This window comes from Chryseobacterium sp. JJR-5R (assembly GCF_034047335.1).
GTDB lineage: Bacteria > Bacteroidota > Bacteroidia > Flavobacteriales > Weeksellaceae > Chryseobacterium.
In genome coordinates this window covers 3590527-3605950 of the sequence record NZ_CP139137.1, presented here as the reverse complement: position 1 = coordinate 3605950, position 15424 = coordinate 3590527, and the positions used below count along the sequence as shown (strand labels likewise).

Sequence of the window (15424 nt, the reverse complement as noted above, 5' to 3'; positions counted from 1 at the left end):
TTAAATAAAAAAAATGAAAAAGATAAAATTTTTAGTTTCTGTAATAGCATGTGGAGTATTATTAAACTCATGTAATGACTATTTAGATATCAATGAAAATCCTAACAGTGTACATCAGGAAGATCTAACACCACAATTAATTTTCCCGGGTGCAATTACTCAAACATATAGAACTCAAGGTACAACAATGTTAGAGTTTGGTAATATAATGATGAATAGCTGGGCGGGTAATTCTTATGCTTTTGGAGGACCATTTACCAATGAATATACTTTATCGAGTGTAAATAGCAGTTTCTACAGCGGTATATGGGATGGTATTTATCCAAATTTGGCTAATTTCGCTTATATTGAAAGTTATCCAAATTCTGATAAGAGACAAAATAATTATATTGCAGCAGCAAAAATAATGAAAGCATACTATATGCAATATTTGGTTGACTTATATGGTGATGTTCCATATAGTGAAGCATTTCAAGGTCAGAAAAATCTCACACCAAGGTATGATGACGATGCAGCTATTTATAAATCTCTTATTGAAGATATGGATGCTGCTAAAGCTTTGATAACAGCTGCTCCAGCTAACGCTTTAGCAATGGGTACAGCTGATATAGTATTTGCAGGGAACATGTCAAATTGGACTAATTTTGCCAATACTATTAAATTTAAACTTTTAATGAGAATGTCAAATGTGACTGGTGATTTGGCTACATATAGAAATCAGCAATTAGCAACATTATCCACTGCGAGCTTTATTTCTGCTGATGTATTTGAAAAACCAGGGTATGCAGGCACAAGTGATGCGGCTTTACATCCTACTACTCTTACATACTTTACTAATTCAGCAGGAAATATTCCTCAACGTAATCTTTTAATTACGGCATCAGAGAATTTAGCAACTGCGTTAAATGGTAATAATTTAAGTCTTCCGGATACATATTATCAAAAGTATAATGGTATTGTAGACCCTAGAAGAGTCAGACTGTTTCTTACTGTAGGGGGTGTTGTGAGAGGTGTAAGACAAGGAGCAACTCCTGGTCAACCGGGTGCACCTAATGATAGTAATGTAGTTTCAAGTTTGTCACCATATACGGTAGGTGCAAATTCTACTGCCGCTGGAACTATTATTTCACAAAGTAATGCTAGAGGCGGATTGTTGATGTCTTTAGCAGAATTGAATCTTTTGAAAGCTGAAGCAGCTTTAAGATATCCAGGAATTTTTCCTTCTTTTGATGGACAATCACTATTTAATAGTGCTATTACTCAATCTGGTTTAACTATGAATGGTAATACGACAGCTATTAATATGGCAACCTATATTGCGCAAATTTCAACTCGACCAGGTTTAGGTTGGGTAGGTTCTACAGAACAAAAGTATGAAGCGATTATGACGCAAAAGTGGATCCTTCTGACTCAGAGCAATCCAACAGAAATGTATATAGAATTTAATAGATTAGGACAAAAATATCCAGCTTCTCCTTTAGCTACTACCGCTACAAGGCCAAACAAGCCATTGAGATTAATTTATCCTACATCAGAATATGTTGGTAATTCATCAAATGTACCTAACATTTCAAGTAATGATGTTTTTGTAAAAAACCAATACACGCCTTTCTGGAACCAAAACTAATTTTTGCTAAGCAAATTTTAATATTCAAACCGCCTTCGGGCGGTTTTTTTATTTCCGTATATTTGTACTTCAAAAATTTAAACAAAACAATCATTACGCTCTTATAAAATAACAGCTCATGAATATTAAAAATATAATAGAGGAAAAACTTTCAGAGGTTATCATCAATGTCTATCAGCTGAAAGACATTCATCTGGAGGTTCAGGAGAATAAAACGGAATTTGAAGGCGATTTCACCGTTGTCACTTTCCCTTTGGTGAAGCAGCTGAAGAAGAATCCGGAAACGATCGGAATGGAATTAGGGCAGGCTCTGACTGAGCAGACCGAGCTGGTGGAAAGTTTCAATGTGGTAAAAGGCTTTTTGAATGTTAAAATAAAAAATCAGTTTTTTATAGATAATTTTGCCTCGGTAGCCGATCAGTTTGACACCATAGAAAAGAAAAATACTACGGTAATGATTGAATATTCTTCACCGAATACCAATAAACCGCTTCACCTGGGCCATATCAGAAATAATTTATTAGGTTTCTCCGTAGCTCAGATTTTGAAGGAAGCAGGATATGACGTGATCAAGACGCAGATCATCAATGACCGGGGGATCCATATCTGTAAATCAATGTTAGCATGGGAAAAATTCGGAAAAGGAGAAACACCGGATGCAACAGGAACGAAAGGTGATAAATTCGTTGGGAATTACTACGTAAAGTTTGATCGGGAATATAAAAAGGAAATTACTGAATTAATCAGTCAGGGGATTTCTGAAGAGCAGGCGAAAAAAGAAGCCCCTCTGATTAAAGAAGCCCAGAACATGCTGTTGGAGTGGGAGAATGGTGATGAAAAAGTAAGAAATCTGTGGAATGAAATGAATGCCTGGGTTTATGAAGGTTTTAAAGAAACCTATACAAGATTAGGTGTGAATTTTGACCAGGTCCAATATGAAAGCAATACCTATATTTTAGGGAAAGACCTGATACAGGAAGGCCTGGATAAGGGAGTGCTATACCGAAAAGAAGACGGTTCGGTATGGTGTGATCTTACCGATGAAGGACTGGATCAGAAATTACTGCTGCGTTCGGACGGAACTTCCGTGTACATGACCCAGGATTTGGGGACTGCCGTAGAGCGTTTTAAAGAAAACGATATTAAAAAGCTGATCTATACTGTGGGCAATGAGCAGGATTACCATTTCCAGGTATTGTTTAAAATTCTTGGAAAACTGGGATATGGATGGGCAGACCAGCTGTACCACCTGTCTTACGGAATGGTGGAATTGCCGAACGGTAAAATGAAATCCCGCGAAGGAACCGTGGTGGATGCCGACGACCTGATGCAGGAAATGTATGATATGGCAAAATCCAAGTCTGAAGAACTGGGAAAATTAGAAAGCTTTACCGAAGAGGAAAAACAGCATAATTACGAAAATATAGGAATCGGCGCTTTGAAATATTTTATGCTTAAAGTCGACCCGAAGAAGAAAATGCTTTTCAATCCCGAAGAAAGTATTGATTTTAATGGAAATACAGGACCCTTTATTCAGTATACGTATGCGCGGATTCAGTCTCTGCTGGCTAAGGGGAATTTTCAACGGAAAGAAATCGCAGCTGTTGAATTAAGCCAGTCTGAAAAAGAACTGATTATGCACATTGCCAACTTCAAAGCAGTGGTTGAAAAGGCTGCAGAAGCTTTAAGCCCGGCATTGGTAGCCAATTACGTATATGACCTGGTTAAGTCCTATAATTTCTTTTATCAGAGCAATCCGATCCTGAAGCTTGAGGATGAAAACCTGAAACAGGCAAGGCTGAACTTATCAGACCTTACGGCTAAAACGATAAAAAAGTCACTGCGTCTATTAGGAATAGGTACGGTAGACAGAATGTAAAACAAAAGCCTTCAGAATTTCTGAAGGCTTTTTTATCTTTTAGCATATACTGAAAATTATGAATTTTTCTTGACCATTTCATTATTTTCGGTTTTCATGCTGTCTTCATACAGCTTGGCTTCACTCCATTTGGCATGTTTTGAAGGAATAATTCTATATCCTTTTCTCAGGGCATAGACCTTCGTATATTCTGCGCCGAAGAACACCAGCATACAGGAATAGTTAATCCACATCATAATCAGAATCACTGTTCCGGCAGCGCCGAAAGTAGAAGTAGGCTGCGCCGTTCCGAAGTAAAGGCCTAACAGAAATTTTCCCAGGGTAAACAGAATGGCTGTCAGGAAAGCACCGCTCCAGACAGGCTTCCATTTAATCTCTACATCCGGCAGTACTTTAAACATTAAAGCAAAGAGGAGCATCACGATTCCAAATCCAATGACATAATTAATTAACTCTATCAGCAGATAGGTTTCGAACCCGAAATATGAAGTAATCCAGTTATTGAAAAAGCTTATGACATTAGAAAGAATCATCGTTACCATCAGCAAAAATCCTAAAATAAGAATCATTCCCAATGAATTGGCCCTGTCCATTAAAAATTTAGTCAGTGCTTTCTTAGGTGCTGCCTGTACGTCCCAAAGGCTGTTTAAACTCCGTTGAAGCTGAAAGAACAGCGTAGTGGAACCGAATACCAATGAGCCGATACCGATAATCTTCATGATAATATTCTCTTTATCAATCAAAGCGCCGGCAATCATAGCTTCGACACTTTTTGAGGCTTCTTCGCCCATAATCCCTCTGATCTGCTTGCTGATTTCTCCACTGATGGCTTCCTGACCAAAGAAATTGCCGGCGATCCAGATAATGATGATCAGTAGTCCGGGAATTGAGAAGATAGCATAGTATGCCAGGCTTGCAGAGTCATTGGATGCTGAGGATTTATTCCATTGCGTGTAGGTTTCCTTTAATGTTTCCCAGAAAAATTTTGCACTTTTTACCATGTATTCAATTTTAGAAAGGATAGCCGATGGCAATATTCAGAATAAGATTGTCTCTTCTCCAGCTGGAATCCCCGAAATTGATTTTATCGAAAGCCCACCGGTCGCCTCTTTGATAATAGGGTACACGAAGAGGCATTGCCAGATCAAGCCTTAAAATTAAGATAGAGAAATCAAGTCTCAGGCCGACTCCCGCTCCCACAGCCACTTCACTCAAAAATTCTTTTGAAAATTTCGCACCCGGCCTTTCAGCATCTTCATTAACGAGCCACACGTTCCCGGCATCAGCAAACACTGCAACATTTAAAAACTTATAAAGATTGGCCCGGTATTCAGCATTTAACTCCAGTTTGATATCTCCCGACTGATCAAAATAATACCCTTCCTGGATCGTCCGCGGATCAAAACTTCCCGGCCCCAGCGTCCTTGCCCTGAAAGCCCTTACACTGTTACTTCCTCCCGAGAAAAACTGCCTCGAAAAAGGAATATGCTCCGAATTCCCGTACGGATATGCCACACCGGCAATAAGCCGGGAGGCTAGAGATGTCTTTTCAGTGAATTTATGATACAGCCTGACATCATTTTCTATTTTGGCATACTGGCTGAACGGAACCCCGAAAATATTTTTCTCTTTGTCCTTTTTTACATTGGCACCGGTAATCAACCCGGTAAGGTTTCCGGCGAGATCCAGAGTCCCTTTATAATACATGGTCGTAGGTTTCGACAGCATGGTATTGGTATACGTGTAAGAATAGGTAGGCCCGAAGATCAGCTGGCGTTCCACCACTCTTCGCATCGCATCGCTCTTCCGGGAAAGAGAATCATACAGCGGCGTGATATTAGCCGGAGAAACATACGTAATATCAAGAATCTTAAGGTCATGTTCCTTCCTTACATTTTCTTTCCATACATAGCCGAATGAACCGCTGAATGTATTCAGCGTATAATATTCTGTACGGTTCTGGAATTCATAACCTAATGTAATATTGGTCCTCGGTACAAATGCACTTGAAGAATTGAATCGGAACGGTGCTACAATTCTCGGAATGGAAAGCTGGACATTGGTTCCGGCCCTGAATATATTTTTGGCATTTTCCGGCCCGCCGATCTGTACATCAAAAGCTCCGTACACAGAAGCCTTAAACTGTTCCGCACCTCTGAAAAAATTCCTGTGGGTCCAGTTGAGGTTCAGTTCGCTTCCTGCATAATTTGCAGAGTTGGTTCTTCCCAGGGCTTCCAGGCGGAGAGACTGAAGCTCCCGCGGCGTTAACAGGTAATAAGCATCAAATTTATGCTGCAGGGAATCTGAAACCACAAATTCATTTTTCACGAATTTGAAAACCCCTAAACTGATCAGCCGGTTCAGGGTAAGGTTATGGTTGGTCCTGTTGTAAAGGTCCCCTCTTTTAAAGTATAGCGCCCTGTCGAAAATTTTCGGCTTGAATTTATGCTGCGGGTCAATTACATAAATATCATTATGGGCATATTTCTGAAGCGAATCCGGATCCATCGGGACGCTGTATTTCCCCTGCCTTACATCCTGGATGTTGTAATTAGGAAAAACCACCACTTTATCAATACTGAACTGCTGGGTAGAAAGGTCAGGCGTATTATCTTTTAGTTTTACATTAAGCTCTACTTTGTGGTTTTTGCTCACCGTACTGTCGGCCTGAATGATAAGATTATCAGGATGAAAATAATAGAACCCTTTTTCCTTTAAGCTGTTGTCAATTCTCTGCCGTTCGGATTTAATGACATCAAGATCAAACGGATTTCCTCTTTTCAGAAAGGTTTTATCCGTAATATTCTGGATTTCCTGATTTACTACAGAAGAATCTTTCTGGAATTTTACATTGCTGATCAGGTATCTTGCGCCCGGCCTGACCGTATAAATAACCTGTGCCCTTTTGTTTTTTGATACCGTATCATAGGTAGCCGCTGCATTGAAATAACCTTTGTTCTCAGAATAATTTTCAATAATCTCCTTGTTAAACTCGCGGTCTACATCACCTAACAGAACAGGCTTTTCACCTATTTTATATTTGAGCCAGTAATTGAAGCCTTTTTCTTTTTTAGGCTCTTTGGCAATATTGTAAAAGAACAGCTTTGGTCTTAATCCTAAGAAAGATGAATTGGGCTTAGGGGTAAGATTGGCTTCCAGGGCAGCCTGCAGATCTTTCTTTTCATTTTTGGAAAGGGTGTCATTTTCAATCTTGATTTTTGCCCCGGTATACAGCATCTGTCCCTCCTGCAGGTATTTTGTGTTGCTGCACGAAAGCGTTACCGAAGCCATCCCGCATGTAAGTATATATCTGAAGTATGTCTGATAATTTTTTCTCATTATTTAAATTCTACAACTTGGTTTTGCTTGTTCTTTTTAGGTTCTTTCTGCTTGTTATTTTTAGATTTCCGGAAGATATCACGGAACTTATCATAATCCAAGGTGATGATAAATCCAAGCCCTGTTTCTACGATCTGGCCCTGCAGGGCAACCTGGTATTCATTTTTACGGTAGGCGCGGAGCATATACCGTTCATCTTTGGAAAGGCTGTAATCTACCGTTACGTCGCCCGCAATATTGGTCGTGCTTTCATTCTGGCGGGATTCACCTTCCAGGCCGAAATTACTTCCTACTGAAACTTTAAGTCGGTCATTCAGCAGCTTTTTGCTGATGTCCACATTAAGATCAGTTCTCGTATTCTGTGTTCCTGTAGAATAATCTTCTGAAGATTCCAGATCAAAGTTAAGATCAACTCCCTTAATCAGGTCAGAAGCCAGATTGTTCAATTGCTGGGAAAGAATTTTGCTCACACTCTGCCTTGCCATCATCTCTCCGGAAAGTCCGGCTCCGGACTGGAACGGATTCTCCCCGATGAACCTGTTTAACAACAATAGGGCAAACACCTGTTTGTTCATTTCAGACTCCTGGGTTCTCAGCTGAGACAGTTTCTGATCTACGATATCTGTAACGGTGGAAGAAACGGCATTGTTCTTTTCATCGGTGGTAATATCAAAGGTAATTACCGGTTTCAGCAGTTCGCCGTTCATTTTCAATAATGTATTGAAAGGGATTCTCTGCTTAAACTGATTGAGTATTCCTGAACTTTCCCCGCTTATCTGCTGCTCGACAAGATCAAATGGTGCAGTTTCGGTTTTATACACTGCGGTAATGTTAAGGTTCGCAGTAGTCGGTTCTCCGGTCCAGGTAATGGTGCTTCCTTTCTCAATATCGAATTTACGTTTTAATACGCTTACCGTCATTTCATAGCTTCCCGATTCCACTTCATAAACCCCTACCAATGTCGTTTTTCCGGATGGATCAATTCCGCCTGTCAGTTCCGCTTCCCCCTGAAGTTTCACAAAATCCCCGCTGGCTTTATCAATCAGTAAAGAAAGTTTGGCTTCTTTGCTTAATTCTATGTTTACACTTACGTCCATCCCCTTAATCTGGGTCTGGCTGTTTAAAGAGTCTGCTTTTACCGTTTTAGTCAGGGCAATCTGGTCCTGGTCGATAAACTCAACAATCCCTTCTCTTTCCTGTAAAGTGGGGGAAGACTGGGGAAGCACAAATGTAAAATCCGTATTGTCGGTAACAGCAAGCCTGCCGTCTACTTTCGGCAAATCAAGATTTCCTCTGATGCGTAATCCGGCATCGATCGCAAGGATTCCGTACATCATGGCATCATTTGATTTTTCAGAATTTACCACTTTGAAATTTTTGGCATTGAGATCAAGATTGAATCCAAAATCCCTGTAGGTCTGTGTCAGTACCTGTCCGTCGATTACCAGGGAATTCCCGTCTTTGTCATTGATTTTGAAATCATCAAATTCAATTCCGCGGCTGGTAAAATCAATATCGTCGTTCAGTTTCCTGAAATCGCTTCCGGTTTTGGCAATTTCCAGTCCTACATCATTGAATTTCACTTTACCTAAAATGTTAGGCTGCGTGGTAGTACCGGTAATTTTCAGGTTTCCGGAAATGTATCCTTCCGTATTGGTAATGGCATTCATGGAGAAGCCCTGTACAGATTTCATCTGCAGCTGGTTAATAGCCATATTCAGGTCGAAGGTGCTTGATGAAGTATTGTAATCTCCCAGGATCTTTACATCATTGTTGTTTCCGGATAACGTAATATCTGCATTTAAGAGATTAGATGATGTATTGTTTACTTTTACGGCAAGGTTCCCTACAGGGCTTCCGTAGACAATTAAGTCGGAGATATTCAGGTCAGACGTAAAGGTCATTTTTTTCGTCAGGTCACGCAGCTGTGCGGTTCCGTTGATGGTACCTCTTGCCAGCACGGTGTCTTTTTTAATCAGTTCCGTGATGGTTTCGATTTTGAAATCTTTCAGTGATACATTAAGTGGCGCATTCGGCGACTGGGTTTCAGACTGCAGGAGGATCTCACTGCCTGCGTTTGAAATCCTGAAATTATCCGCCAGGATTCCTTTGCTGCTGATCTGGATTTTATTGCCTTCTCCAACAGTCCAGTCCGTATAGTTTAATTTCAGTCCGTCCGGATTCAATGAAATTTCCGTGATGTCGTTCAGCGATTTTGCATTCCCGGCAATCAGGAATTGTGTTTCATCTTTTTCATCTTTGGTCGTAATGTTGTAATTGATGATATTGTTCGCAACATCTCCGCCGATATTCACTTTATTTAACGCAAAACTTGCACTTTTCAATGCGGCTACATTCAGATTATACTGTAAGGCCTGGTTCTCATTGGTTACCCTGATCGCAGCGTTTTCAACGGAATTTTCGCCATACATCACCCGTGGGATCTGTCCGTCAATTTCTATTTTCTGTGAATCCGCATCATAATTTCCGGTAAGATTAATGGTCTCAAAACTTTTCAGTTCCGGTACGAATTTCCGGATCAGGTCATCATTTTTAATTTTGGCATTAAAGGTGAAAAACTGTCCAGCCTGTATTTTCTGGCTTTTCGCAGGCTTCTGGAACTGGTAATACTGATTAATTGTTTGTGACAGCGCTCCGAAAATCTGGGTCAGCTTATATTTGCCTCTCAGCTCCACATCTGCAATCTGAGAATTGAAAATGATATTTGTGGAATCATTGGTGGAAGAAGCTTTAAGGTTGACTTCCTGTATCGGGTATACTTCTTTGCTGTCCGAAAAAGCAAAGTCTTTCAGGTTCAGGTATCCGTTCAGGTTATCAGGATCCAGGCTGGTAAAATCACCGTCTATTTTTCCGGCAAGGATCATTGGGTCTTTATAGAACCCGAGCCTGTTAAGATCTAATTTATTGATATTACCGTTAACTTTTACGGTAGGATTCTTTTCATTGTAAACTCCGGAAGCTGTTAACTGTAAATTGGCATTCGGATCTTTAGAGTTCAATATAACATGGTAGTTGCCGCTTCTTATTTTTCCGGTTAAATTCATGTTCTGGTACCGGTATCCTTTATAAACGGCGGAAGCAACATGGCCTCTCAGATCAGCATTGGCATTTTTAAAATCAAAGCTTTCTCCTTTCGCATAAATCTGTACGGAAACGGTTCCGATATCTTTGTTCTGAATAATTTTCCCGATCTGTAATCCCTGAAGGTTTGCTTTCACCTCGTACAGTTCACGGTTTTTTCTCCGCATATCCAGCTTGGCAATAACAGCTGCGTTGCCGAGGGTAGAGTAGAGGTTCAGATTGGCATCCACTACTTTCGTGGTGCCTTTTGCCGTTCCTTTAATACTCATATTGGAAGGAAGTGAAATATTGGAAGGGATGGTATTCTTCGGAACCAGATTAAAGATTGTTCTGGCGGATGAAGATAATTCTGCAATTTTCAGGTCATAATAGAGATTATCCGGGTTCATGGCATTCCTGATCCTTCCTGAAGCAGCGACCCTCAGTTGATCTAATCCCGAAACTTTAAGATTATTGATCAGAAGGTCATTAACATTCCCTTTTACATTGGCATTTACATTCAGCACAGCATTCGGGTATTTGTTGAAAGGGGCTGTATTGCGCAGGGTAGGAACCAGGTTCAGAATATCAGAGAATCCTATTTTTGAATCTTTGATATCCGCTGAAATTTTTACCGCGCCCAGGTTTGAGCTGAGCTGTTCAATAGAATTATAGTTCAGGACTACTTCATCGCGCAAAACCGTTTTCGGGGTCTGAAGATAAAGGTCTTTCAGATAAGCTTCCTTTTCGTTGTATACAAAATCGGTATTAAATTTCTGGATATCCAGGCCTCTGGCTTCCTGGATTTCAGCTGAATTTACCGTTCCTGCAAAGGTGTTGTTCTGCATTTTAAAGCCCTTTACCTCAATATTCATTTTAGAAAAATTCAGGTGGTTGAAATCCATTCCCTGGCGGGTCAGAGCAACTGCTGTATTGTTGTAGGCTACCTTTACGTCATTGAAAACCAGTTTCCCGAGCAGTAAACTTAAGGCCTTCTGCTGATCGGAATTCTTGGAAACTTCTGGCTCTTTATTTTCTTGCGGGTTGGCATTCTGGGCCGGCAAGTAAAGATTGGCATTGATATCAGCGCCTGAAAGAACCACATGCTCTACACTGTAGGCATTATTTTCCAGATCCAGCTTATTTACTTTCGTACTCAGTTCTTTAAACAGGACTTTAGCAAAGGTCTTGGTATTGTCATCTCCGTAGTCGATATTGAAATTGGTCAGTTTAATCCCTCTTAAACCAAGCTGCATGGGCTTTTTGTTATTCAGGGAATCTACTTTTTTCTCTACTTTTTTTGAAACTTCCTCTATAAGGTCCTGCTTCAGCTTTAGTTTCAGCCCGTCGAGATTGATGTCACCCACTGCATAGGCATTGTTCTGGAGATCAAAAGTTTTTACCCTTGTATCAAAAGACTTGAAGTAAAGATTGATGTCATTTCTTGACTGCTGATCATTGAAAGTAATACCGATGTCTTTCAGATTGATTTTATCCAGGGAAATAATAAAAGGCTTTGATGTACTCTCTTCTTTATCACTCGTTGCAAAAGCATCCAGGATATAATCAAAATTGAAAGTCCCGTCAGGTTTTCTTACCACATTTGCCCTGGCACCTTCCAGGTCCACTGATGTGATGTCTGCCGTTGAGCTGATCAGCTTCATCATGTTTAGCCCTACATCCAGCTTTTTAACAGCTAAAAGCGTATCGATATTCTGGCCTTTTAAATACAGGTTTTCCATAACAAGGCTGTTAGGGAATGCTATGTAAACCCGTTCCAGGCTTACTTTTGTTTTGATTTTTTTCTCCAGATATACTACCAGCCTGTCTTTGACAAAATTCTGGACGACCGGAAGTCTTAAACTAAGGATAAGCAGCGTAAGAAAAACCAGAATGGATACAATGGTTATTGCAAAACGCTTAAAGAATTTTCTTTTGTTAAATTTCAGTTTCAAGAGTGATTGGGTTTAGAACAAATATAATACTAATTTTACTAATGATCTGTTGTGGTACCCTTTGTGAGTGCAAAAATCCTGCCTTGGCTGCCTGTTATGGAATTTAGTTGAATAACTATTTAGTGAATGAGTTGATGAAGACAGCCAAAGACCGGATTTGAGTTGTTTAAAAACCCCCTTTTATCATTTTTATCTATGTTGAAAAGGTTTTAGCAAAAATGAAAATTCAATATAAGTTCAGTGTTTAAAAGGGGGTATGGCACAATTTAAAATATGCTGAAATAATAATTTGTTAATTTCCGTTTTCCCACCGTACAGGTTCTCCCTGCGGAACGGCACCGCCCTGGGCAGGGGTAACAGGTTCGGTTTCCTGGTTGATGTGGTAAATATAGGCAGCTATTTTTTCCGCATCCCTTCCTGTAATGGTCCCTTCCCTGATCATGGGACGCATGGCAGGGTTATTCTGTGAACCGTTTTCCAGCATCCAGAAGACATTTTTAAATAGGCTTTTTTCCTTGATGTTGATCCAATGGATATCCGTCAGGTTCGGCCCGATTCCTCCTTTTGCCCCTTCTCCGTGGCAGGTGACACAATTGGTTTTAAAAAGCTCCTGACCTTCGGATATATAGTCTGCATTGTATTTTGCAGATTCCAGGGTGACCTGAGGCGCGGTTTTTTCAAATTCTTCAATGGAAGCCAGCATGACTTTGGTTTCATCGTTCAGTTCAGCTTCAGGATGGGCATAATCTGTGAACGCAAATGCCGCCATATACACTGCACAGAAAATAAATCCGAAGTAGAACAGGCCGACCCACCATTTTGGCAAGGAATTATCAAGTTCCGTAATTCCGTCAAAACCATGGTCAATCAGGATATCTTTTTCTTCCGTAGCCGGCTGTTTCTTAAACGCCGAGTTCCAGAGTTTCTGAAAATACGGCGTGCTCTTGTCTTTGATATACCGTGCTTTTTCTTCATCTGATAAACGGGTGAAGTTGTGGTTCTCAATCAGGTCTCCGATAGCATTTACAATGAGAAGCAGGATTACGGCAATGGCCATCAGCCCCCAGAAAAAAGGAGAATAAAAATACCCTGAACCGGGCGCGAACATTTCAAACGCCATAATGGTTAAACCAACAGTGACCAGGATGTATACGGAAACGGGAGTTCTTGTTTTCATATGAATGAATGGATTTAAATTATTCTGCACTCGCAGTCCGGATCTGTGTAGTCTTAATATCAGTTCCCAGTCTTTGCAGATAGGCAATCATGGCGATAATTTCTCTCTGCTCAAGCGGTACGAATGCACTGCCTTTTGCAGCCTTATCTGTTTGTACCTGCTGCTTCACATCCGTGGCTTCGGCATAAATTCTTTTTACAATGCCTTCTGCCTGGTGGCCTGCCCATTGGTTGGCAGAATCGATCTGGGCTTTTGTATACGGGACATCAAAATAATTTTTCATGAGCTTCATTTTATTTACCATCTGCTCTTTATCCAGTTTATTTGTGATCAGCCATGGGAAACGCGGCATGATAGATCCGGCAGAGGTAATCCTCGGGTTGTACATATGCTTGAAGTGCCAGGAGTCCGGGTTCCTCCCGCCTTCTCTCTGAAGATCCGGGCCTGTTCTTTTTGATCCCCAGAGGAATGGCCGGTCATAGATGAATTCTCCTGCTTTGGAATACTGTCCGTTCTTCCCTTCAAACCTTACTATCTCGTCACGGAACGGCCTGATCATCTGGGAATGGCAGGCATTACAGCCTTCCCGGATGTATAAGTCTCTTCCTTCCAGTTCCAGTGGAGAGTAAGGTTTTACGGCGGTAATGGTCGGAACGCTTTGCTTTAAAGTCAAAGTCGGGATGATTTCTACCAGGCCTCCGATGGCGATGGTGATCAAAGCCAATATGGCCATGAGCCTTGGTGTTCTTTCGATCCACAGGTGAACGCCTTCGCCTTCTTTCCTTCCGTTTCCTACATGCGCCAAAGCGGGTGCTACTGCAGGAACATTTTTCTGGAATGATCCGGCTTTGATGGTTTTGATAACATTTATCACCATTAAGATGGCTCCTGACAGATAAAGGAAACCTCCGAAGAATCTCATTTTGTAATAAGGGATAATAGCCGTAACCGTATCCAGCCAGTTTTTCCAAACCAGGGTTCCGTCCGGGTTAAACTGCTTCCACATCAATCCCTGGGTAAATCCTGAGATATACATCGGAACCGCATAAAAGATGATTCCTAATGTTCCCAGCCAGAAATGCCAGTTGGCCAGTTTTTTAGACCACATCGGTGTTCTCCACATCACTGGGATCAGATAGTAGACGATGCCGAATGCCATAAAACCGTTCCAGCCCAATGCTCCGATGTGTACATGCCCGATGACCCAGTCGGTATAATGCCCGATTTTATTTAAGGATTTGGTGGCGAGCAGCGGCCCTTCAAAAGTGGCCATTCCGTAACAGGTAACGGCTACCACGAAGAATTTCAGGATCGGGTTTTCCCGGACTTTATCCCACGCTCCCCTTAAGGTAAGAAGACCATTAAGCATCCCTCCCCATGACGGAGCGATCAGCATAATGGAGAAACCTGTTCCCACTGCCTGGGCCCAAGCCGGTAAAGCCGTATACTGAAGGTGGTGAGGACCTGCCCAAAGGTAGACGAAGATCAGTGACCAGAAGTGGATAATGGATAATTTATAAGAAAAGACAGGCCTGTCGGCAGCTTTTGGCAGGAAATAATACATCAGGCCAAGAACCGGAGTCGTCAGTACGAATGCAACCGCATTGTGTCCGTACCACCACTGCACCAACGCATCTTTTGTGCCGGCATAAATTGAATAGGATTTCCATGTGGTGAATGATAAAGGAACTTCCAGATTATTGAAGATATGAAGCATGGCCACTGCAATCCAGGTTCCCATATAGAACCAGATGGCTACATATAAATGCCGTACCCGTCTTTTGGCAATGGTCCCGAACATATTGATCCCGAAGATCACCCATGAAACGGTAATTAAAATATCAATCGGCCATTCGTGCTCAGCGTATTCTTTCGAGGTGTTGATTCCCATCAGGAAGGTAATCACTACGCTGATGATCATGATCTGCCACGTCCAGAAGTGGATCCAGGATAAAGTATCGCTGTACATCCGGGTTTTCAACAGCCGCTGTAGGCTGTAATAGGCCCCGCAGAAAAAGGAATTGCAGACAAACGCGAAAATAACGGCACTGGTATGCAGCATCCTGATCCTTCCGAATCCCAAGGCACCCTGGGTATTGATCAGCCCCTGGATATTTCCTGATGAAAGACTTTTAATTGTGGTGTCATCCGTTCCGAACAGAAATTCCGGTAGCTCCGGATAGAAAAGCATGAGGGCAGCCGTAAGTCCGAGTAAAAAACCGACGAGGCCGAATGCGATGGTCGCATAGAGGAATGCCCTGACAATGCTGTTGTCATAACTAAATTGTTGCGTCTCCATAATTCCAATGTATTGTACTGAAGTGATATTTGCCCTGAAAAAGAAGTTCTTATTTGAATAATCAGCC

General features: G+C 41.4%; 7 protein-coding genes. 2 read left to right on the top strand and 5 right to left on the bottom strand.

The annotated features are described in order from the left end of the window. Positions 1-13: 13 nt before the first annotated feature. Positions 14-1627, top strand: a complete 1614-nt coding sequence (locus SD427_RS15860) for a SusD/RagB family nutrient-binding outer membrane lipoprotein (RefSeq protein WP_320558768.1) — start codon at positions 14-16, stop codon at positions 1625-1627. A 118-nt stretch (positions 1628-1745) separates the two neighbouring features. Then, a complete protein-coding gene (gene argS, locus SD427_RS15855) occupies positions 1746-3506 on the top strand; it encodes an arginine--tRNA ligase (protein WP_320558767.1) in 1761 nt (586 codons plus the stop codon). A 56-nt stretch (positions 3507-3562) separates the two neighbouring features. Here argS and SD427_RS15850 read toward each other — a convergent pair whose 3' ends face one another. The 5 genes from SD427_RS15850 to ccoN form a co-directional block, all read right to left on the bottom strand. Continuing rightward, entirely contained in the window at positions 3563-4507 is a 945-nt protein-coding gene (locus SD427_RS15850; RefSeq protein WP_320558766.1) for a YihY/virulence factor BrkB family protein, read from the bottom strand. A 10-nt stretch (positions 4508-4517) separates the two neighbouring features. Continuing rightward, complete coding sequence (locus SD427_RS15845) at positions 4518-6845, bottom strand: BamA/TamA family outer membrane protein (protein ID WP_320558764.1); 2328 nt, start codon at positions 6843-6845, stop codon at positions 4518-4520. Beyond that, entirely contained in the window at positions 6845-11881 is a 5037-nt protein-coding gene (locus SD427_RS15840; RefSeq protein ID WP_320558763.1) for a translocation/assembly module TamB domain-containing protein, read from the bottom strand. The genes SD427_RS15845 and SD427_RS15840 overlap by 1 nt, the downstream gene beginning before the upstream one ends. Positions 11882-12173: 292 nt before the next feature. Then, positions 12174-13058, bottom strand: a complete 885-nt coding sequence (locus SD427_RS15835; protein ID WP_320558762.1) for a cbb3-type cytochrome c oxidase N-terminal domain-containing protein — start codon at positions 13056-13058, stop codon at positions 12174-12176. Between the two features lie 19 nt (positions 13059-13077). Beyond that, positions 13078-15357: a cytochrome-c oxidase, cbb3-type subunit I gene (gene ccoN / locus SD427_RS15830; RefSeq protein WP_320558761.1), complete on the bottom strand. Its 2280-nt coding sequence runs from the start codon at positions 15355-15357 to the stop codon at positions 13078-13080. Positions 15358-15424: the final 67 nt, after the last annotated feature.

What these genes read in the sequence shown, in the direction of transcription:
- ccoN (WP_320558761.1), bottom strand. Translation starts at nt 15,357, where the DNA reads ATGGAGACGCAACAATTTAGTTATGACAACAGCATTGTCAGGGCATTC.
- argS (WP_320558767.1), top strand. Translation starts at nt 1,746, where the DNA reads ATGAATATTAAAAATATAATAGAGGAAAAACTTTCAGAGGTTATCATC.
- SD427_RS15845 (WP_320558764.1), bottom strand. Translation starts at nt 6,845, where the DNA reads ATGAGAAAAAATTATCAGACATACTTCAGATATATACTTACATGCGGG.
- SD427_RS15860 (WP_320558768.1), top strand. Translation starts at nt 14, where the DNA reads ATGAAAAAGATAAAATTTTTAGTTTCTGTAATAGCATGTGGAGTATTA.
- SD427_RS15835 (WP_320558762.1), bottom strand. Translation starts at nt 13,058, where the DNA reads ATGAAAACAAGAACTCCCGTTTCCGTATACATCCTGGTCACTGTTGGT.
- SD427_RS15850 (WP_320558766.1), bottom strand. Translation starts at nt 4,507, where the DNA reads ATGGTAAAAAGTGCAAAATTTTTCTGGGAAACATTAAAGGAAACCTAC.